Source organism: Methanolobus profundi (genome assembly GCF_900114835.1).
Classification (GTDB): Archaea; Halobacteriota; Methanosarcinia; order Methanosarcinales; family Methanosarcinaceae; genus Methanolobus; species Methanolobus profundi.
In genome coordinates this window covers 26,191-47,986 of record NZ_FOUJ01000003.1, presented here as the reverse complement: position 1 = coordinate 47,986, position 21,796 = coordinate 26,191, and the positions used below count along the sequence as shown (strand labels likewise).

General features: G+C 43.1%; 21 protein-coding genes. 11 read left to right on the top strand and 10 right to left on the bottom strand.

From position 1 onward, the window contains the following. Positions 1-62: 62 nt before the first annotated feature. Together BM008_RS07810 and hdrA2 are read right to left on the bottom strand one after the other, a co-directional pair. On the bottom strand, positions 63-1,367 hold the full coding sequence (locus BM008_RS07810; RefSeq protein ID WP_091935823.1) for a 4Fe-4S binding protein: 1,305 nt from the start codon (positions 1,365-1,367) through the stop codon (positions 63-65). After that, on the bottom strand, positions 1,364-3,718 hold the full coding sequence (gene hdrA2, locus BM008_RS07805) for a CoB-CoM heterodisulfide reductase HdrA2 (protein WP_091935821.1): 2,355 nt from the start codon (positions 3,716-3,718) through the stop codon (positions 1,364-1,366). The genes BM008_RS07810 and hdrA2 overlap by 4 nt, the downstream gene beginning before the upstream one ends. Positions 3,719-4,420: 702 nt before the next feature. Here hdrA2 and BM008_RS07800 point away from each other — a divergent pair. The 9 genes from BM008_RS07800 to BM008_RS07760 all read left to right on the top strand — a co-directional run bounded on the left by BM008_RS07800 (position 4,421) and on the right by BM008_RS07760 (position 12,301). After that, entirely contained in the window at positions 4,421-4,882 is a 462-nt protein-coding gene (locus BM008_RS07800; RefSeq protein WP_177188019.1) for a peptidase domain-containing protein, read from the top strand. Positions 4,883-5,050: 168 nt separating this feature from the next. Then, the gene (locus BM008_RS07795; protein ID WP_177188018.1) at positions 5,051-5,608 is read left to right on the top strand and encodes a winged helix-turn-helix transcriptional regulator; all 558 of its coding nucleotides are present in this window, start codon (positions 5,051-5,053) and stop codon (positions 5,606-5,608) included. Between the two features lie 237 nt (positions 5,609-5,845). Next, positions 5,846-7,252 (top strand): PEF-CTERM sorting domain-containing protein, encoded by a 1,407-nt coding sequence (locus BM008_RS07790; RefSeq protein ID WP_245747970.1) that lies wholly within the window; start codon positions 5,846-5,848, stop codon positions 7,250-7,252. A gap of 304 nt (positions 7,253-7,556) precedes the next feature. After that, positions 7,557-9,242 carry a hydroxylamine reductase gene (gene hcp, locus BM008_RS07785; protein ID WP_091935815.1) on the top strand — a complete coding sequence of 562 codons (1,686 nt, stop codon included), beginning with the start codon at positions 7,557-7,559 and terminating at the stop codon, positions 9,240-9,242. A gap of 79 nt (positions 9,243-9,321) precedes the next feature. After that, complete coding sequence (locus BM008_RS07780) at positions 9,322-9,660, top strand: cupin domain-containing protein (RefSeq protein ID WP_091935813.1); 339 nt, start codon at positions 9,322-9,324, stop codon at positions 9,658-9,660. Positions 9,661-9,798: 138 nt separating this feature from the next. Continuing rightward, positions 9,799-10,077 carry a ferredoxin-thioredoxin reductase catalytic domain-containing protein gene (locus BM008_RS07775; protein WP_091935810.1) on the top strand — a complete coding sequence of 93 codons (279 nt, stop codon included), beginning with the start codon at positions 9,799-9,801 and terminating at the stop codon, positions 10,075-10,077. A 70-nt stretch (positions 10,078-10,147) separates the two neighbouring features. Continuing rightward, entirely contained in the window at positions 10,148-10,609 is a 462-nt protein-coding gene (locus BM008_RS07770) for a (Fe-S)-binding protein (protein ID WP_091935807.1), read from the top strand. A 37-nt stretch (positions 10,610-10,646) separates the two neighbouring features. After that, complete coding sequence (locus BM008_RS07765) at positions 10,647-11,897, top strand: formylmethanofuran dehydrogenase subunit B (RefSeq protein ID WP_091935805.1); 1,251 nt, start codon at positions 10,647-10,649, stop codon at positions 11,895-11,897. Further along, on the top strand, positions 11,897-12,301 hold the full coding sequence (locus tag BM008_RS07760; protein WP_091935802.1) for a molybdopterin dinucleotide binding domain-containing protein: 405 nt from the start codon (positions 11,897-11,899) through the stop codon (positions 12,299-12,301). The genes BM008_RS07765 and BM008_RS07760 overlap by 1 nt, the downstream gene beginning before the upstream one ends. A 25-nt stretch (positions 12,302-12,326) precedes the next feature. Here the strand turns inward: BM008_RS07760 and BM008_RS07755 are convergent, their stop codons facing one another. Continuing rightward, positions 12,327-12,533 carry a hypothetical protein gene (locus BM008_RS07755; protein WP_091935798.1) on the bottom strand — a complete coding sequence of 69 codons (207 nt, stop codon included), beginning with the start codon at positions 12,531-12,533 and terminating at the stop codon, positions 12,327-12,329. 376 nt (positions 12,534-12,909) lie between these two features. Here BM008_RS07755 and BM008_RS07750 point away from each other — a divergent pair, with 376 nt between their 5' ends. After that, on the top strand, positions 12,910-13,347 hold the full coding sequence (locus tag BM008_RS07750) for an SRPBCC domain-containing protein (protein WP_091935795.1): 438 nt from the start codon (positions 12,910-12,912) through the stop codon (positions 13,345-13,347). Positions 13,348-13,353: 6 nt separating this feature from the next. Here BM008_RS07750 and BM008_RS07745 read toward each other — a convergent pair whose 3' ends face one another. From BM008_RS07745 to BM008_RS07725, 5 genes are all read right to left on the bottom strand, one after another. Then, on the bottom strand, positions 13,354-14,451 hold the full coding sequence (locus BM008_RS07745; RefSeq protein ID WP_091935792.1) for a citrate/2-methylcitrate synthase: 1,098 nt from the start codon (positions 14,449-14,451) through the stop codon (positions 13,354-13,356). A 161-nt stretch (positions 14,452-14,612) separates the two neighbouring features. Further along, positions 14,613-17,396 (bottom strand): aconitate hydratase AcnA, encoded by a 2,784-nt coding sequence (acnA, locus tag BM008_RS07740; RefSeq protein WP_091935789.1) that lies wholly within the window; start codon positions 17,394-17,396, stop codon positions 14,613-14,615. 4 nt (positions 17,397-17,400) lie between these two features. Next, complete coding sequence (locus tag BM008_RS14895) at positions 17,401-17,541, bottom strand: hypothetical protein (RefSeq protein WP_177188017.1); 141 nt, start codon at positions 17,539-17,541, stop codon at positions 17,401-17,403. A 200-nt stretch (positions 17,542-17,741) separates the two neighbouring features. Next, positions 17,742-18,050: a cobalamin B12-binding domain-containing protein gene (locus BM008_RS07730; protein ID WP_091935784.1), complete on the bottom strand. Its 309-nt coding sequence runs from the start codon at positions 18,048-18,050 to the stop codon at positions 17,742-17,744. Between the two features lie 73 nt (positions 18,051-18,123). Further along, positions 18,124-18,525, bottom strand: coding sequence for a hypothetical protein (locus tag BM008_RS07725; protein ID WP_245747969.1), 402 nt, complete (start codon positions 18,523-18,525; stop codon positions 18,124-18,126). Between the two features lie 260 nt (positions 18,526-18,785). Here BM008_RS07725 and BM008_RS07720 point away from each other — a divergent pair, with 260 nt between their 5' ends. Beyond that, positions 18,786-20,855, top strand: a complete 2,070-nt coding sequence (locus BM008_RS07720) for an ATP-binding protein (protein WP_177188016.1) — start codon at positions 18,786-18,788, stop codon at positions 20,853-20,855. Between the two features lie 82 nt (positions 20,856-20,937). On the opposite strand, the gene BM008_RS07715 is transcribed toward BM008_RS07720, so the two are convergent. Both BM008_RS07715 and BM008_RS07710 read right to left on the bottom strand, forming a co-directional pair. After that, a complete protein-coding gene (locus BM008_RS07715; RefSeq protein WP_091935776.1) occupies positions 20,938-21,117 on the bottom strand; it encodes a Sp36 family protein in 180 nt (59 codons plus the stop codon). A 260-nt stretch (positions 21,118-21,377) separates the two neighbouring features. Continuing rightward, a complete protein-coding gene (locus tag BM008_RS07710) occupies positions 21,378-21,641 on the bottom strand; it encodes a hypothetical protein (RefSeq protein ID WP_091935773.1) in 264 nt (87 codons plus the stop codon). Positions 21,642-21,796: the final 155 nt, after the last annotated feature.

The window sequence follows — 21,796 nt, the reverse complement described above, 5'->3', positions numbered from 1 at the left end:
ATATTCCTGCCTTTCATACTCTTTTATGTTACTTTTTAAGTAGTATCTTAGTCACCGAAGGCTCAGTCCAGTCTCTTTTTTATTTCATCACTGAGCTTCTCACTTTTCTCATCTTCGAGCATCTTTCGAAGTTTAACATTATCAAGCAATGGTTTTGCCTTTTCGATACGCTCTTTTGCCATTTTGAGCAATGAGCCGTCGATCTTAGGAAGCTCCACTTCAACATGTTCTTTGTGTTCTTCCTTTTCGACCTCAAGTGTCCTTGAGATATCAGGATGGTCCCTTTTACCAGTGACCATGGAATCAATGGCATCACGCCACTGTTGTGCCCATGGAGAATCCGGGATATCGGTATGATGGACCTTTGTACGTTTTACTGTCATTACATCCTTTGGACAGGCATTGACACAGGCACCACAATAGGTACAGTAGTCGTGTAGTGCGGCTATCTTCGCTCCGTCCTCGGGTACATACCAGAGATGTGAAGGACATACATTGAAACAGCCATGGCAGCCCTGTGGGTCGCACTTGTCCACATTTATCTCTATGAGACTAAGCTCTCCCTCGAACTGTTTCTTGAGGTCAACAGCATCATACGGGCAGACAGCCTGACACCAGGTACACCGTGTGCATTTATCGTCGTTAACTGTGACGACTCCCTCTATCTCAGGAGCTTCACCTCTTTTCTCGCCTTTGACCCTGATGGCATCCTCGGGACAGAGGTCCTGACACAGCACACAGTAGTCACACTTATCCTCATCCACCAGAAGCAGGTCAAATGGCTGGATATCGGTTGGTGTCTTTTCTTTTTCCACAAGCAGGAATGCCTCACAGAATTCAGCACAGAGGCCGCAGAAGTTACATTTGTCCGTATCTATCTCTATCTCACCTTCTGCTCCTTCTTTAAAGGGTGCTATCTCCTCTTTCTTCTGGAAGGTGAACTCGACATATATTGCCTCCTCGGGGCATGCAGCCTTACAGAGGGCGCATGGGAGACATTTCTCATTCATCCTGACATAGGAATCATAGGTTGGGAATTCGTCCTTCTCAGGGAGCTCTCCCTCCTCGGTCATCTTAAAGGCATGCACAGGACAGAAGTTGGCACACATGGAACAGAATGTGCATTTCTCAAGGTCCATCATCACAGGTGGTGCATCCAGTCCTGTGGATATCTCCTGCATGGGACCAAGTTCCAGTGCCTTTGTGGGACAGAGTCCTACACATATGCCACAGCCCACACATCTTTTGTAATCATAATCGAGGAACTTGACAGACTTACTGCTTATCTGGCGATAGATGAAATGGGAGCCATCGAGATCCATATCCTTATCGACGCAGAGGGAACCTTCACGGCATTCCTCGGTCATTGCTCTCCCTCCTTTAGCTCGGAGCCGATAGGTCCTATCTTTTCCAGATAGTCTACGAAATCCTCGATGGAACTGGCAAATCTTTCGCCCTCGGAAGCTGATATCCATTCCACTTTTAGACGTTTAGGGTCAATTCCTACGTCACCAAGGACTTCCTGCAGGGCTTCCATCCTGTTCTTTGCATTGTAGTTGGCAAAGATGTAGTGACATTCTCCAAGACGGCATCCTGCCACAAGCACACCGTCCGCACCGTTCTCAAGTGCTTCAAGGACAAAGGATGGGTCCACACGTCCTGCACACATGACACGAATAACTCGTATATTGGTTGGATATTGTATCCTTGAAGTTCCGGCAAGGTCTGCACATGTGTAACTACACCAGTTACAGAGGAAAGCAACGACCAACGGGAATTCTGATTTAACTTCTGTAGCAGCGTGGATCTGAGCTATTATCTGCTCATCGGTGCTGTTACGCATCCATATGGCATCGGCAGGACATGATGCACTGCATGCTCCGCATCCCATACATGAGAGTTCGTCAACAACTGCTTTGCCATCGACCATAGTGATCTTGTTGAACTTACAGACATCAGCACATATGCCGCATCCGATACATTTGTCCGGGTTTACATGTGCACTTAAGGGGTCCATCTCCAGTTCGCCCTTTGACAGGAGTTGCATTGCCTTGGCAGCAGCAGCACTTCCCTGTGCAATTGATACCTGTATCTCTTTAGGACCGGATGCACAGCCTGCTATGTAGATACCCTTTACATGGGAGTCAACAGGTCGCATCTTTGGGTGGGCTATTGAGAAGAAGCGGTCTGTGCGTCGTGTGAGATTAAGCACTCTGGAGATGCGGTCTGCATCTTTTACGTTCTCCATGCCTGTTGCAAGAACTACGATGTCAGACGTTTCCTCGTATATCTCACCGTTCAGGGTGTCCTCATAACGAAGCTGTAGTTTACCCTGTGTGTCCTGTAGTATCTCTCCTACCTTCCCGCGAATGAAACTGATGCCCATTTCCTGGCTGCGGATGTAGTATTCTTCGTACATCTCACCGCCTGCACGGATATCTATGTAATGAATAGTAATATCAATCTCAGGATAACGTTCCTTGAGAAGCTGTGCATTCTTCATGCTTGACATACAGCATACCCTTGAACAATACGGGTTTCCTACTTTCTCGTCCCTTGAACCGACACATTGTATGAATGATACCTTCTTCGGGATTTCCATTGTTGAAGGTGAGAGCACTTTTCCCTTTGTTGGACCAGCAGCGTTCAATAGTCGCTCCAGCTCCATGTTAGTGATGACATCGGGATAGATGCCATAACCATATTCCTGTTTGCGGGAAGCATCGAAGTGGTTGTAACCTGTTGCAAGTATTATGGCTCCCACAGTGAATTCCAGTTTTTCCTCTTTCTGATGATAATCGATAGCATCGGCAGGACATGCCTGTTTGCATAGTCCACAGCCTACACAGTACTCATTATCAATATAGACTACCTGTGGGACCGCCTGTGGTATCGGCATGTTGATGGCCTTCGTTCTTCCAAGACCTGAATCGAATCTGTTTGCTATTTCTACTGGACAAACACGACCACATTCGTCAACACAGCCCTTGCATTTATCTTCAAGGACGTATCGTGGTTTTCTGGTAATAGTCACATGGAAATTCCCTACGGGTCCTGATACATCAGTGACCTCTGCAAGTGTGATGAGGTCTATATTGGGGTGCTGGTCCACATCGGTCATCTTCGGAGCAAGCACACAGATGGAACAGTCGTTGGTGGGGAACACTTCATTGAGCAGTGCCATCTTTCCACCGATGGTTGGCTCTTTCTCAACTACATATACGTGGTGTCCTGAGTTTGCAAGCGTGAGGGAGGCTTCGATTCCGGCAACGCCGCCTCCAATGACAAGCACATCTTTTTTCACTGGTACTTTCTTGAGCTGGAGCGGGTCCAGTAACTTGAGCCTGGCAATTCCCATCCTGATAAGGTCAAAGGCTTTCTGTGTTGCCATCTGAGGGTCATCCATATGTACCCATGAGCACTGCTCGCGGATGTTGACCATTTCCAGCATGAAAGGATTAAGACCTGCTTTTTCGAGCACTCTCTTGAAGGTTTGCTCGTGCAGGTGGGGAGAACAGGCTGCTACAAGTATGTGATTGAGATCAAGGTCGGTTATGTCCTGGACAATGGATTCCTGTCCTGAATCAGAACACATGAACTGTATGTTCTTGGCAACCTTTACACCATCAAGCTCACTGACCTTTTCTCTTAATGACTCGACGTTAATGGTATGTGCGATGTTCAGTCCGCAATGACAGATGTAAACTCCAATTCGCATATAGTTGACTCCTTCCGAGAGGAAATGATGACCTGTAGCAAGATATAGTTTTGGATGAATGGTGAAAAACCATTAAGTCGTATGTAATTTCAATGTTTATTGTGCATCGGTGGTGATCACGTACTCCCTCTATATTATGATATATGAACAGTTTAATAGATGGCCATAATGGATTTAAGCAAATTGTTCGTATTAAGTTTTGTTTTACCTTCCGCGCACATGTGCGCAGAAATATGTAAGAGGACAAATGTTGTCCTCTTCACTTTCCTTTCTGGGTCGATATCTACTTGTTCTTATTTATGGATATATTAAATTATTTAATCATTTATAATTTAAACATACGACAAGTTTATTTCATATGTTTCCTATCTAACCGGCGCTCCAATTAACAACTAACACGCAAGGATCTCTCATTGTAAAAAAATAACAGTTAGATCAATGGCCATAATGGTTTTATTATAATTCTGTGTTGAAAGAATTGTTTGTACCCAACCAACAAACTTGCACGGGAATTGAGGGACGGAGAGAATGTTTCTGTTCTCTTCTCCCAACCTTGCATAATCCCGGGTCAACTCCACAATAAAATTCCTCCTATTTCTGGTTTTATTTTACAGTTTGATCAATGGCTATAAAAGTTATATAGTACAAATTTTCATCTTTTTTCTGTTAACTAGTAAAAAATAACTAGTAGGAGTACAAACAATGAGAAAGATAGCAATAGGATTTATAGTATTTTTACTCTGTATATCGATAGCAAGTGCAAGTCAGGCTGACAAGAATACAGATGATGGTTTCGTATTGATCGATGCGAAGGACTTAGGATACAAAGTGGTTCCGGTGAAGTCAGATGATGGTGGAATTAGTATTATGTCAATTACTGATACCATTACTCAGGGAGAGACCAACTGGCATGGAAAATATGTAGGTTCATATACCGAATCATTGAAGGTTGATCTTAATTGGGGCGACACAAGTGATTCTCTTAAGCTCTATATCTATGATCCAAGTGATAACTGCATAGGTTATTTTTATGATTCTGCTGATGGTAGCATAAATGGAAGAATAACTTTGTACATTAACAATAATAATGGTATTGAACAGGGAACCTGGAGATGTAGGGTATATGGTTATTCTGTAAGTGGAACAGAAGATTATTCAATATAAAAAAACTATAAGGGACTTATGAAAAAATCCCATTTTCTTTTTTTATCTTTTTGTCTTCTTCTTATAATGCCTTGTAATGGCGAATATTCTATTGTTTATCATGAAGATGATAATTTAATTATAGATGATGATGGTTTTGATACAAATTTATCATTTTGGGAATTACCATTGAATTATCAATTAATAACCATCATTGCGATTATCCTGGCACTCGGCTGGAAACTTGTAGCACTTCTCACGGCATGGGTCAAGAAGGATCCAAAGAATGAGAATCGCCTGAATATTCTTAATTTTATAGAGGATAATCCGGGCAGTACGGTCAATATGATCGAGAAGGACCTTGGGCTTAAAAGGGGTACTGTTCGTTATCATGTTAATACTTTGAAGGAATCTGGAAAGATACTTCTATTCAAGAACGGGAACTATGTTAGTTTATTCCGCAACGGTACTGATCTCTGGGATAAGGACCACAAGAAGACCATAGAACCTCATCTTCAGGGAATGACATGCAAGAAGGTATGTAGTCTGATCTATGAGAACCCTGGCATAACCAATACGGAGATCTCGGATACTTTAGGAATAACCAGGTCCGCGGTTGCTTCCCATATAAGGACACTGGAAGATATGGGTTGTCTTGTTATCGAATCAAGTGGTAAGTTCAAGAACTATTACCTTGATGCAGGTCATCACCCTGATAAATTACCTTTCTTTGAAAAGGTGGCTTAGAATAATTATCTAATATCAGTATGTATTAAAATTTTATATCTGTGTGTACATTTACTCTCATCTCTTCGTATTTATTTATAATTATGTAAAAATTTATTTACTATCATCTATCTTCAAACTGTTTTTTTATTATTGTCATACTGATATAAAAACATCATTTTAAATATGTCCTGCGCATATGTGCACACTTACTCACTTATCGATTTTGAGATAGCAAAAAGTGAGGGTGGTATCCATATGGATTTGAAAGATAAAATAACGAACATAATGACATTTTTCGTGTGTTTGGCTGTCCTGTCATCAGCTTTTATGCTGCCAGCAGACGCAGACGAAAATACACCTGGAACAGTAACGACACCAGCGTTCAGCATATCCTGTGAACCTGTAGGGCCAGCAGTATCTTCAACAACAAGCCTTTCACCAAAGGTCACAGAGACAGGAAAGATCAGTATCTCTGTTGATGGACTGGGAACAACAGGTACCGGTATAATTCAGGTTGAAAAGCCTGCAGGTGCAACTGTCAGGTCTGCATACATGGCTGCAGCTTCACTCTGGGGTGCATCAGCAATAGTCAATGGTCAGGTAAAGATCGATGATCAGAATGTGAACTGGGACTACTTTGTCCACGGTGACACCTATAACCACTGGGCAGATGTTACATCCCTGGTAAAGACAAAGATCGACAATGCTCCGGCAGGAAGGGTCGACTTCACAATAATCGAAGATAATTCCTATAACATCGACGGAACAATACTTGTGGTGATCTTTGATGATCCTGCTCAGACAGCTGATAATACTATAGTTCTTCTCTTTGGTGCACAGAGCCCTGCAGGCGACACTTTCAACCTGCTCCTTGCAGACCCTGTTGACACAAACAACTCTGGTATAAGTATGGATATGGGTGTTGGTATATCATTCAGTTATCAGTCAGGTTCAGCTCAGTACAGCATCATCGATGTGAACGGCAAGAGACTTACATCTGCAGCAGGCGGTGAAGATGATGGTCAGCCGGCAAATGGTGCACTGATTACAGTAGGTGGTCTGGATGACAGCAATAAGAATCCAGTAGATCCGTACCAGTATTCCTCAATTGATCCTCGTCTTGATGATGAACTTTACAACATACTGCCTTTCGTAAAAGATGGTGATGATACTATCACTGTTTACACAAAGAACCCATCTGGTGATGACAATATCTTCTTCGCATACTTCGACCTTAAGTCAACAGTGGCTATTGTAGGTGAAGGTATAGTCCTGGGTCCTGCATCCACAACAGATCCTCTGGGCAATAACAACACGGTAACAGCAATAATTCAGGATGATGCTGGTAACCCTGTAGTATCAAAGGAAGTTACTTTTGAGATCGTTTCCGGTCCTCACGCAGGTCTTGTGACAACAGCATTCACCGATGCGAATGGTGAAGCAACATTTACGTACCTTGGTATCAGCGAAGGTACTGATGTCATAGTTGCAAGCTTTATCAACGACCAGCAGGAAACCGTTTCCTCCAACGAGGTAACAAAGACCTGGGTAAATGAGAGCAACGAAGATCCTAATGAGATCCCTGAGTTCCCGACAATTGCTCTTCCAATAGCAGCAATTATAGGACTTGCTTTCATATTCCAGAGCAGAAAAGAGGAGTAAAGCTCCTCATTTTTTCTTTTTTAAATTTTGTGCATTCGGACACAGATCATTGGCTGTGCTCAGTCCAGATAGATTTATAAAGTTGTGGTCACTAATTTTAATCGGGTAAATGTATGGGAATGGAGAGATGCATCTGTATGTATGAAAGATGTTCGTTGATGATGTGATAATAAGACGTTCGTGAATGAGCACTTTATGATCTTTATATGCAGGTATCCACTTAGAAACTATTCTCCTTATATGCAAGTATCCCTAATATAGCAGTATCTTAAAGATATCTAATATAGGAAGCATGGTGAATAAAATGTTCTGTTATCAGTGTGAAGAAACTCTTAATGCCACCGGATGTACAAAGAGCGGTGTCTGTGGAAAGAAGCCCGAAGTTGCAGACCTTCAGGATGACCTTATTTACGTCCTGAAAAGTATTGCATTCTACAATTCAAAGGCAAGGGCAAACAATCTTAATGACGCAAAGACCGATGAATTCATCCTTGATGGTCTCTTTGCCACTGTCACAAATACAAATTTCAGTAAAGTTGATTTTGAAAAGCTCATTAATGAGGGTTTTGAGATAAAGGATGGAATTAAGAAGAAACTTCTTGATGCCAAGGTTCTCAATGAGAAGTCAGGTTCTTCTTTCCCAAGGTGGATAAAAGAGAAGCTTCTCGGTGCAGCTCCAAATGCAGGAGAGGAAATACCTGTAATGGCAAAGGTCACAGCAGAGAGCATTGCTAACATTAATACCGGAGTACTTGCCACCGAGAATGAGGATATACGTTCCCTTAGAGAACTGCTGATATATGGTCTCAAAGGAATGGCAGCCTATGCTCACCATGCAAATGTACTTGGTTATAAAGATGACACTGTAATGGAATTCATCGAGAAAGCCCTCCTTGCAACAATGGATGAGGAAATGGGTATAGATGAACTGGTCCCAATGGTGCTTGAATGTGGTTCAATGGGGGTTACTACTCTTGCTCTGCTTGACAAGGCTAACACCGAGACATACGGCAACCCTGAACCAACTGCAGTAAATATCGGTGTAAGGGACAATCCGGGTATCCTGATCAGTGGACACGACCTGCATGACCTTGCCCAGCTTCTGGAGCAGACCCAGGGGACCGGTGTTGATGTCTACACCCATGGTGAGATGCTTCCTGCAAACTCCTATCCGGCTTTCAAGAAGTATGATAATTTCGTTGGTAACTACGGAGGCTCATGGTGGAGGCAAAAGGAGGAGTTCGAGAAGTTCAATGGTCCTATATTCATGACCACTAACTGTATCGTTCCTCCAAAGGAAAGCTACATCGACAGGATCTACACGACCGGAATAGTTGGTTTTGATGGTGTCACTCACATTGATGCCGGTGAGAATGGAGGAAAGGACTTCTCAGTCATCATCGAGCAGGCAAAGGCATGCAAAGCACCTGAACAGCTTGAGGAAGGAACCATCATGGGCGGTTTCGCTCACGTATCTGCACTCTCAGTTGCAGACAAGATCATAGAGGCTGTAAAGGGAGGAGATATCAAGAAGTTCGTTGTCATGGCAGGATGTGACGGCAGGCACAAGGAAAGGGATTACTACACCGACTTTGCAGAGGCTCTTCCAAAGGACACTGTTATCCTTACAGCAGGATGTGCAAAGTATCGTTACAACAAGCTTGATCTCGGAGATATCGGAGGTATTCCAAGGGTTATCGATGCAGGCCAGTGTAATGATTCCTACTCACTGGTTGTCATCGCACAGGCACTTGCAGAAGCATTCGGTGTTGAGGATATCAATGATCTTCCGGTAGCATACAACATTGCATGGTATGAGCAGAAAGCTGTCCTTGTACTTCTTGCACTGCTGAGTCTTGGTGTCAAGAACATTATGCTTGGTCCTACCCTTCCGGCATTTGTTTCACCGAACGTCCTGAATGTGCTTGTAGAGAACTTCAACATCAGGCCGAACTCAACAGTTGAAGAAGACCTCAACCTTCTCATTTAAGCTTTTAACAGCAGTTCTTAGCAAGGCTTTTATTGAAACCCTTGCTTTTAATTTTATACTTATTTTAGGAAGTGAATAAATGATAATAACAAGTTACAACAATGCAGAGAAGAAGGACAACCCTCATGGAGTTACTGTGCACAAGCTCTATGATACTGAGCATGCCCAGGTCATGCACATGCAGTTAAAACCTGGCGATGCTCTTAAAAAGCACTCTACTCCAGTGGATGTCTTTTTTTATGTACTGGAAGGTGAAGGCATAGTTGAGATCGGTGATGAACAGCAGACCGTCACAAAGGACATGCTCATTGAAAGTCCTGCAAAGATCCCACACAGGCTTTTGAACGAAAGCGACGGACTTTTCCGTGTTCTTGTGACGAAGGTCCCTCGTCAGACCGAACCGACAAAAATGGTGTAAGCCAGCTATCTGGCTTCTCCATCTTTTTCTATCAGCGATCAGGCACTGGTCAGTGACTGCTGCTTGTGGGAAATAGATAAATAATGATATCCTGAATATATCAAGCATACTTTTTAATTGCTATATCGGAGATAATCTATGACAGACCTTGCACCAATAATGGAAAAAACACACGAGTGGGCATCAAAATATGCACAGAAGAAAGGTTTTATTTTAAATCCGGATGAAGAAGCTCTTAATATGGTCATTGAGGGCCTTTCCAGAAACAAGCAAGAGCATGGAAAACAATACTGTCCATGCAGGCTGAGAACTGGTAATGAAGATGAGGATCGAAAGATCATCTGTCCATGTATCTTCCACCATGATGAAATTGAAAATGATGGCAGTTGCCACTGTTCACTGTTCTTCAAGGTTTGAGTCTATCAGACAAAACAGTGATCAATTCATTTGTATGCTCTTAATTGGCTTTTTGGTAAGGTGATATGTAATGGCAAGTGTGATGGAAATATACCAGTTACTTCCAAAAACTAACTGTAAGGAATGCGGGAAGAGTACATGTATGGCATTTGCCGTTGATCTTCTGGCACGCAAGGTAAAAGTGGATGATTGTACTCCGCTTGTAAATGATGCAAAACACAAGGCCAATTATGAGACGTTATCGGAGATGTTCGCTTCTGTAAAGAATGTCACTGAGACCGGGCTGATCGTTCATGATGAGAAATGCATCGGTTGCGGGAATTGTGTTGTAGCATGTCCTGTAAATGTTGCCAATGACCCGCTGGGAGCAGGAAGTGGAAAAGCTCCGACATCTGATAAGGTCATCTTCAAGGTAGAAGATGGTGTGGTGAAGGCAAGGAATGTACAGGAATGCCGTCGTTTCGGAGAGAACAAGATACTCTGTGTCGCATGTATAGATACGTGTCCTACAAAGGCGATCGAATTCGTTTGATCGGCTTTTTTCCTTATTTTTAAAATGTGGTGATCATTTGAGTGAATATTATGTTTGTACAGGCTGTGCTCTCCTCTGTGATGATATAGAGGTAGACATAGAAGGGAACAAGGTAGCTACGGTACATGCTGCATGCCGGAAAGGTGTTGCACGTATGAAAGGCTGCAGTGATCCGATGGAATGTACCGTTGACGGGGAAAAAGCAGAAGTAGATACAGCAATTTCAAAAGCTGCGGAAATACTCAGTGATGCAAAGAACCCCCTGATATTCGGTCATGGTAATTCCAGTTCAGAGGCACAAAAGAGGTCGATAGCCCTTGCAAAGAAGACAGGTGCATACATCGATGATACATCCTCTTTCTGTCAGGGTCCTATTGTCGAGGCGATACTTCAGGATAAAATAAAGACGTGCACACTCGATGATGTAAGGCATAAGGCCGATGTCATAATCTTTTGGGGTGCAGACCCTTCCAATTCACACCCACGTCACCTTTCAAGATATTCCTATTTCCCACGTGGCAAGGAACGCCAGAGAGGATGGGAAGAGGACAGGACCGCAATAACCATTGATGTAAGGAAGTCCGATACTGCTGTTATATCCGGTGACAACCGCTTCTACCAGATCCCTATGGGCGGGGATGCGGAGTTCATGGATGCTCTTGTAAGTGCGCTGTCAGGAAAAGTTCCAAAAACATCCTATGGTTTTGATGTTAAAAGGATACTGGAACTGTCAGGCGTTCTGAAAAAGGCAAAGTTCGGTGTCATCTGCGTTGGTCTGGGACTTGTCTATTCCCTTGAAGAACTTGAACCTCTGTTCAAGTTGATGAACAAGCTCAATGAGGTATCTGATTTCAATCTGATCCCTATGGTCGGGCAGTATAATATGAGAGGTTTCAACCATGATCTCTTTGAAGAGACCGGATACATCAACCGCGTCAAGTTCAACCCCGAAACAGGTGAGGCAGAACATGGTGCTGAACAGTCGGTTGTCGAGGCTCTCAGGAACAGGTCAGTAGATGCTGCTCTTATCATCGGTTCCGATCCGTTGTCGAGTTTGCCACTTTCAGTTTCACGTTATCTTGCGGAGATCCCACTCATTACCATAGACCCGTGCCAGAACCTTACAGCAACAAGGTCCACGGTAACAATTCCCTGTGCACTCGGTGGTGTTGAAGCAGGTGGCACAGCCATCAGAATGGATGGTGTGGAGATCGAAATGAAAAAGATAGTCGATACAGACAAGCTATCTGACGAGGAAATACTTACAAGGATAACGGAGGCGATCTGATGGGATTCGGACAATTCCTTGCTGCACCGGAGATCAAATTGAAGATAGTGACCTACAGGGATGTTTTCCAGAACACTGCTCAGGAGACATCACGTTTTGGTGAGGATTACGAAAAGCTCTCAGCAGTTATCAAACTCGACCCAAAGGATATGGTCAAACTTTCTATCAAGGAAGGAGAGACCGTTGTTGTTAAGAATGCTTTTGGAAAAGTAGTTGTTACAGCACAAAGCTCAGGACACGAAGAAGCTCATCAGGGGATCGCTTACATGGTGAATGGTCCATGGTCCAATGCTCTTGTGCCAGATGAGACCGGTGGCACAGGTGTTCCTAAATTCAAGGACTTTGAGGCTACTGTACAGGGTTCAAAAGGAGAAAAGGTTACAGGAATAAGAGATATATTCTGATCATCTCTTTTCCTTAATTGGTCATTTAATTGTTGTAAGCATCGTATATCTGCCAGAGCCAGACAATAGGTCCTATTATGTAACCTATAAGGATGAATTGTAGGAACCAGCAGATCCCAAGGACCACCCATATGCCGATCGCTTTGAATATCTCGCCTTTTATTATCTGTCCCAGTCCCGGTATGAAAAATGAAAGTAGTGCCGGAACACCGTGTTTTTGATTTCCACCCATGATAATTACCTTTTTGTTGAATTAAATTCTTTTACTGTAAGTGAAGCTACAATGATGCAGGAAATATAAAAATGCTTACTTGGAGTTGTTCTTTTAATAAATGATATTGCTGGATATTCTGATCAAAGAGTAAACTTTTTAATCCATGCAGACCTTAGGCAGGAGTAGGCGACGATATAAATGTTCATAATTGATTTCTTTATCTATTCTTTCCCGGTTTGCAGGTGATCATGTTCTTTATGCTCTTTATTTTCATATCATCTAAAATTATATATTTAATGAACGCTAAAGCGGGTAGTATAAAAGCGGGTATTTAGTGTGAACGACCAAATAATTCTTTCTTACGACTTCCTTTTTTCCGGAGGTTTACCTCACGATGAATAAGATCTGTACCGATGTAACAATTGAAGCTCCTATCAACGAGGTCTGGGACCTACTGACAGATTTTGATAATTATGGCGAATGGAATCCTTTTGTAACTAATATCAGTGGAAAGCTTGAGCAAGGCTCAAGACTTGATATCTTCCTGCAGCCACCTGAAACAAAAGGTATGCGTATCGTTCCCCTTGTCACAAAAGTGGAACCTATCAATGAGTTCAGGTGGAAGGGTAATCTTTGGGTAAAAGGTATATTTGACGGTGAACACGCTTTCAGACTTGAAGAACTGGAGAATAACAGGACACGTATGATCCAGTGCGAAAGGTTCAGAGGTATACTGGCTCCTCTTGTACTACACATGATCGGTGTAAAGATAAGAAAGGGCTTTGAAAGTATGAACTATAGTCTGAAAAGGGAATGTGAGAAAAGAAATTAAGTAGGCCTAGACAAAATGTGCCCTTGGCCTTATCACTCTATTGTCCGCATATTGTTCCATGCAGTGAGCTATCCATCCTGATACTCTGCCCATTGCGAATATGGATGTTGCAAGTTCAGCTGGTATGTTCAGGTACTTGTAAACAACTGCCGAATAGAAATCTACGTTAGGATAGATCGGCTTTCCCCTGATCTCCACAAATTCATGATACAGGATGTTCTCAAGTTCTTCTGCAAGGTCGAACCAGGATGTATCGCCATTCTCTATTGATAATCTTCTGGCAACGTCCTTGTATATCCTTGCCCTTGGATCATATGTCTTGTAAACACGATGCCCGAATCCCATTATCTTCTCTTTTCTTTCAAGCTTGTTAAGAACATACGGTCTTGCATTTTCGATGTTCCCAACTTCATCAAGCATGTCCATTACACCTTTTCTGGCTCCTCCGTGCAATGGTCCTTTGAGAGTACAAAGGCCACATATGACTGCAGAGTAAAGATCAGATAAAGTGGATGCTGCGATCCTCAATGAAAATGTTGATGGGTTCAGTTCATGTTCTGCACTAAGTATGAGATCCTTTTCCATTGCTTCAGCTTCAAGATCAGTAGGTATCTTTCCAGTGAGCATGTAAAGGAAATTTGCACCATGGGACAGATCGTCCTTTGGTTCTATGGGTTCCTTATCAAAACTTGCACGGTGCAGAGCCGCAACAATAGTTGGGAACTTTGCAACAAGCTTTATGGTCTTGTTCTTATTAGCGTCAGGAGAATGATGGTTATTCTCAAGATCAAAATGTGCTGTGCAGGAAATAGCCGTTCTAAGGCCATCAAGAGCCTCAACACCAAAATCGAATTCCTTCAGGACATCTATCTGTTTACCATTGATGATACGGTTGTCCTTTAATTCCTGTGAATATTCAGATAATTCAGATTCGTTGGGGATCTTTCCGTTGATAAGCAGGTAGGAAACCGCATCATAAGGCAGGTCAACAAGATCCTCTATCTTGACGCCCCTATACATAAGGATCCCCTGAATACCATCAATATAGGATATTTTGGTATCCAAAGCTACTACGCCTTCTAGGCCTTTTTTCATCTCTTCCATATAAAAATCCCCCGATGGATCGAAGTACACGTTTTATTAAAATATGTTCAATAATACCTTTCGGTTGTCCATATATATACTTTGCTGGCTTTCCAGCGCCACAATATAATTATATTATTTTAATGTATGAACAACCGTGTACAAAATAAGAGAATGAAAGTTCATTCTCCCTTTACTTTGTCCCTCAGGAATTTGTGAAGTATTCCACCGTTCATGTAATACTCTACCTCTACCTCGGAGTTCAGGCGAACATCAACATTGAAGGTCTTTTCTGCACCGTCTTCCGATCTTGCGGTAACTGTTACCTCACCGAATGGCTTGAGCTCGTCTATTCCTGTAATATCGAAAGTTTCCTTTCCTGTAAGTCCGAGACACTCTGCACATTCTCCTTCCTTGAACTGGAGTGGAAGAACGCCCATACCTACAAGGTTGCTGCGGTGTATCCTTTCGAATGATTCTGCAATAACTGCCTTTATACCAAGGAGCTGGGTTCCCTTTGCAGCCCAGTCACGTGAACTACCGGTTCCGTATTCTTTCCCTGCTACAACGACAAGTGGAGTACCTTCTTCCACGTACTTCATAGCAGCATCGTAGATCGGCATTTCCTCGTTATCAGGCTGGTGTATGGTCCATGAACCTTCCTTGCTGCCAACGAGCTTGTTCTTGAGACGGACATTTCCGAATGTTCCTCTCATCATGACCTCGTGGTTACCACGCCTGGATCCGTATGAGTTGAAGTTCTTCTCATCAACGCCCTTTGAGATCAGGTACTGGCCTGCAGGGTAGCTTGATGGAATTGAACCAGCTGGTGAAATGTGGTCGGTGGTTATACTGTCAGCCACCATTACAAGAGCACGTGCTCCTTTAATGTCTGCCAGACCATCCACCTCGAGTGGGAAGTCCTTGAAGAAAGGTGGTTCCTGGATGTATGTTGAGTCATTATCCCACTCATAGAGCAGTCCCTTAGGAGCTTCAAGTTCTCTCCAGAGGTCTGTTCCCTGATATACATTGGAGTACTGTTCCATGAACATCTCTGGTGTTACAGCCTTACTGATAGCCTCATCAAGCTCTTCTTTACCTGGCCATATGTCTTTAAGGTATACTGGTTGTCCGTTAGGGTCACAGGCAATTGGCTCGTTCATAAGATCGATGTCAACGTTACCTGCAAGTGCATATGCAACAACAAGCATTGGTGATGCAAGGTAATTTGCCTTTATCTGTGAGTTGATCCTTCCTTCGAAGTTCCTGTTACCACTGAGAACTGCTGCAACTGTCAGGTCCTTTTCCTCTATCTTGTTCGAGACAGCTTCATTGAGTGGGCCACTGTTTCCGATACAGGTAAGACATCCATATCCTACAAGGTGGAAGCCAAGTGCATCGAGGTATGGCATAAGTTCTGCTTTCTCAAGGTAGTCTGTAACTACACGGGAACCAGGTGCCAGACTTGTCTTGACGAAAGGCTTGACCTTCAGTCCCTTCTCAACAGCTTTCTTTGCAAGTATTCCTGCACCGATCATAAGTGCAGGGCTGGATGTGTTGGTACATGATGTGATGGATGCGATAACAACAGAACCGTGTGTCACTGCTACGACATCGTCTGCACATTTGATCTTTGTGATGCCGGTGTGATGTGGATGTGTGATCTCTGAAACACTGTATCCGCCTTCTCCGAGCCAGCGACTGTAATCTTCGTCATCCCCATTAGGAGCCTTTCCGCTCTTTAAAGCGAATACGTCCTTCATGGTCTGGTGGAATGCCCTTGACATATCCTGTACAGGTATACGGTCCTGAGGTCTCTTTGGTCCTGCAAGACATGGTGTTACTGTGCTGATGTCAAGTTCAAGTGTTGAAGTGAATTCCGGTTCAGGTGCATCGTCCTCAAGGAAGAGTCCCTGTTCCTTGCAGTACTGTCTGACAAGGCTGACCTGCTCCTCGTTTCTTCCTGTCATTGTCATATATGCAAGTGTAACTTCATCAACAGGACAGAATCCCATTGTAGCACCGTATTCAGGTGCCATGTTAGCAAGTACTGCCCTCTCTGTGAGTTCAAGTGCCTTGTATCCTGGTCCGTAGAACTCTACGAACTTACCGACAACACCATGCTTCCTGAGCATCTCTACAACGGTAAGTACCAGATCGGTGGATGATACGCCTTCCTTGAGCTCTCCTGTGAGCTTGAATCCTACAACTTCAGGGATAGGCATGTAATATGGCTGACCGAGCATTACGGCTTCAGCCTCGATACCACCAACACCCCAACCAAGGACACCAAGTCCGTTGATCATGGTAGTGTGTGAGTCGGTACCTACAAGTGTGTCAGGATATGCTACAAGTTCGCCATTCTTTTCTTTGAGATGGACCACGGATGCAAGGTACTCAAGGTTGACCTGATGGATGATGCCGCTTGCAGGTGGGACCACTCTCATGTTGTCAAAGGCATTCTGTGCCCAGTGGAGCAGTTCATATCTTTCCTGGTTGCGGTGGAACTCGTACTTCTCATTGCAGTTACGGGCATATGATGTGCCGTAGTAATCTACCTGTATGGAGTGGTCGATGACCAGATCTGCAGGGATCACAGGATTGATGGTCGATGGGTCGCCACCAAGTCTCTGGGTTGCTGACCTTATAGCAGCAATATCTACAACAGCAGGCACTCCTGTAAAGTCCTGCATAAGTACCCTTGAAGGAGTGAATGGTATGTCGACTGCAAGAACCCCTTTCGGACTCCAGCTTGCCAGGTTCTTCACATCTTCCTCTGTGATCACCCTTCCGTCCACGTTCCTTAATACTGCTTCGAGCAAGACCCTGATGGAGTAAGGTAATCTGGAAATGTTGGTGATTCCCTGCTCTTCAAGCTTTTTCAAGCGATAGAGGTTTACCTTCTTGTCACCGATATTGATGGTCTGTTTGGATCCAAATGGATCTTTGAGATCGTCATTTGTCATAATGTCACCTGTTACATATAATTTGATAATGATATTCTATAAGATCAGGACCGGCCATTCTGCCGGAATTGTTAGTACCGTTTGCCTGTGGCATTCCTATCCATTCAAATAATTCCCTACCGATATCAACTGTTTTGCTGACCATGATGTCAACTGTCCGCAGGGTGTTCAGACTAGGGAATAAAAACCCGCATTGAAATAAATAAGTTTGCCCTACAGAAGGGAGACCCTGAAGTTTTTTATATGTATACTGATCTGCCTTATTGTGACCGATCAATTAAAAATGTGGAGAAAAAAGGAGGTAGTGTTCTGTCAGTGACAGAACAAATGTTGTTATTTGTAGTATTACATTCCAACGACGAGGTTTCCGAACCAGCATACTTCATCTTTGGAACCCATAATAGTTGGCTTGAGCACATTCATGCCTGACTCCACGATGTGGGAGGCTTCGAATATCTGGGCGAGCTGTGACTTACCTTCTTCAAAAAGGTCGCCTACAGCTTTCATGCCTTCGATGAATCCCTGTTCTATAAGTTCTACAGGACTTACGCCTGCTTCAAGAGCTTCATAGGCTATACTTTCGACTGCGCTTTCGTCGAGATCCATTACAGCATGCTTTGCCTTATCGATGATCTCTTCCTTTGTTGGGTTCATATATCTCACCTGATCTTTGGTGTAGTTCTTCTTTCTTTATTTGTGTCGTTCTGATCGTTATTTCTTCTTGTTCTTATACAAGGCCCAGGTCAAGTGCCAGTGATAATACAATTGCTATTACCGAGAAGGCAAATATCACCAGGTAATTCATACGTTCCTTTGAGACTGAGAGACTCCACATGATGTATTCCAATCCGCGATACTCCTCTTCTGTCAAAGATGTCCTGCTCTCTATCTTTCCAAGTAGGTCGAGGTTCTTTAGAACACCTACCCGGCGTGTTGCTACGTGGTATCTGTGTGCAAAGAACACCAGGTATCCTATAACACCCAGGTAGAACAGAGCTTTTGACAATATACCATTGTAATAATCAGCTATTATTATTAGTCTAAGAAAGATCGCCGAGAACATTCCTAACCAGAAATAGAACTGGATCCTTCTGAGGCTGTAACCTTCCGGGATATGTATATTGTTCATATTTGTGACTGTTTGAGTCATTTTTATTCTACCTGTTATTTTTGAGTTATTCCAGTTGGACGTTTTTGGGTCGTTTTTTACCGGAACACAGAATCCCTTTACCGTATTAATACTATTTAAAACTATTGATTATACGCAATATGATTATAATTATCTATAAAATAATAAACTCCTATATAATAATTTATTTAATTGACCTGTATATTTATAATGTTTGGCCTCTATCTTATAAACGGGTATTATGGGGAGAGGTGAATACCTTGGGTGATCAAGGAAAGACAGGACCGCATGGTCTGTTATTTCGTCCTGATAAAGTAATGATAACTGTATTCCTATTCCTATTTCTTCTGGTTATATGGACACAGGTGAATTTCTGGTATGAGCAGGATCTGATACATGACCTGAGGTCAGAAGAGGAGAACACACTCATATTGCAGGCAAATGCATTATCAATGGGTGTAAACAAAAGAGTAGTCCTTCTCGATAGCCTGGCCTCATTCACTCAGCTTCATAATACTTGTGAGAGTATGGAAGAACATTTTTTCGATTATGCGGAAGTGCTGTATACAGGACCCGGGGGTATACGTAATTTTGCCATTGCTCCCGGGGGGGTCCAGCAGTATGTGTATCCTCCAGAGGAGGCAGCGAACGTCAAGGGGCATGACCTTATAAATGACAGTCGTGAGGACGTGAGGAACGATGTCGAACTTGCTATCAGTTCAGGTAAGGTGATCTTGAGCGGTCCATATGAATTGAGGCAAGGTGGACTGGGTCTTGTAGCTAGAGAGGCTACATTTATAGATGGTGAGTTCTTTGGGATCCTGTCAATGGTGATCGATATGCCGGTTGTTTTTGAAGAGGTTGGTATCGATCCCGAGAGCGATAATGTTGTTTTAAGTGCCAGCAATGGGACTGTATTCGGTAATCCTGATGTTCTCTTAAAGGATCCGGTCGTTCAGACCATTTACCTTTATAACAAGGAATTGACCATTGCCCGGATCCCGGAAGGTGGATGGGAACGTGCTATCCTTAAGCAGACCTATGTGTTCAAAGCTATCACCCTCCTTCCTGTATTCTTGCTCAGTCTGATGGCCTATTTTGTACTGAGCAGACAGGAGGACCTTACTTCTTCGGTAGCCCAGAGGACCAGGGAACTAAAAATGGAGAAAGAACTTACTCAGAGGTATCTTGATGATTCCGGTGTGATGTTCATAATGGTCAATGCCGAGGGTCTTGTTATCCTTATCAACAGGAAAGTAACGGAGCTTCTTGGATACGAGGAAGAGGAGGTCATGGGAACAAATTGGGTCGACAGGATAATTCCTGAAGCGGACCGGCCTATGATGAGGGATATATGCCATTCACTAATGGATAGTGGTACTGAAGAAAGTCAGTACTGTGAGTGTTCTACTATCACAAAGAGTGGGGAGAAAAAACTTGTCCTCTGGCATAATTCAGCGATCAGGGACGAGGATGGCGAACTTACAGGAATACTTGCTGCAGGTAAGGATATCACCGAAATCAGGAAGAACGAAGATGCTCTCAAGAAATATGCAGAGGAAGTATCGATCAAGAATGAACAGCTAAAGTCCCTTGATATGATGAAGGATGAGTTCATATCGAACATAAGTCATGAGCTAAGGACGCCTATGAATTCGATAAAAGGGTTTGCAGAGGTGCTGCATAGTGAAAGTGTAGGCACGATAAACCCCGGACAGAAGAAAGCACTTGATCGGATCATCAATGCTTCCTATAAACTGGAGAAGCTGATCGATTCGCTGCTTTACATGGCAAGCTCTAAGAAAGAGACCTTTAGTTGTAGTTTCTCAATGGTAGACCTGAACCTTTTGCTTGAGGATATATATTCGAACCTGTTACAGGATGCAGATTCCAAAGGAATAAGAATGTCTATGGATATCGTATCTTCAATACCTGAGATAGAGGGTAATGAGGATCATCTTGGTAAGGTCTTCTGGAACCTGCTTAACAATGCTATCAAGTTCACTTCAAGGGGTGGGTCCGTATCTTTGAAGGCATCATTGATAGGTGACCAGGTGCACATATCCGTAGAGGATAATGGCATTGGCATCCCTGAAGAGAAACTTGCCTCAGTATTCGATGATTTCTATCAGGTCGACGGTTCCCCTACCAGGAAATATGGGGGAGCAGGTATTGGTCTTTTCATTAGTAAGAAGATCATTTCAACACATGGTGGGGATATCTGGGTCGAGAGTAGCGAAGATAAAGGAACAATGGTCCATGTCATTCTCCCTGTTGATCACAAAGAGAGAACTATCTCTGATGACCGGGATGAGTATGATAGCCAATGATCTTTAGCAGAGGCGGGACCATAAAAATAAAACAAGTCAGGTTTAATACTAAATAATTAAGAGAAAAGAGAGAAAAAAGGATCTAGCATTCCAGGCAATCGACTGGCCTTTTGAAGAATGCTTTGATGTTACCGTTCTCATCTACATCCTCTGAAAAACGTATAAGTTCCCAGCCATCCATGCCTAGCTCGTTCAGATCTTCTTTCGTGCTGTCCCATTCTCCATAGCGGACAGACCTTATATCATATTCCCATGGTGCCATTTTCTAACCTCTTTATAACTGATGTTTAATTTGAGTATATAATATCGTATTATCGCGTTATATAAATAACTTGTCAAAAAACAAGCTTGCGTTCAAATCAATTTTATTTGATTTCAATGGGTACCAAAAGCATAACGATAGAATTACATTTCGATCAAAAGCAGGTCAAAGAAAATAAATTGTGATTATGCCTTTATGAGGACAAGATCGATAAGTTGTCTGCAAGGTGTGATCAGCACACAGTCCTTTAAAATTGATAATTACTGGCGTGAAAGTCTTTTGGCGCTTTCGAGGTCCCTCTTCTCAACCGGGATCCCTTCAAAGAGCCTGCCCTTGTCGATCCACATATCTGATGAGCTCTGCAGACCCTGAGCTTTGTGAGGAGCATACTCGATCCCAAAAGCAGGAATTGAAGCATTGCCAATGGATGGGCTCTTCAATGTGTCCTGAAGAAGTTCGCGGCCAGATATCCCTTTGCTCTTCTCTTCTGTTAATGTCTGCTCTTCGGTTTTGTTCTCTGTCATATGTTACTAGATTGGCTTTATAGTTATTAAAGGATTCTGGCAAGTGGAATAGATGGATAGCATCCCTTTCGATGCACTTTCATGGAATATATGCAGAAAACACAGTGCATATCTTTATTACACAAAAACTCCAGTATTTTTATGGGGAACTTGAC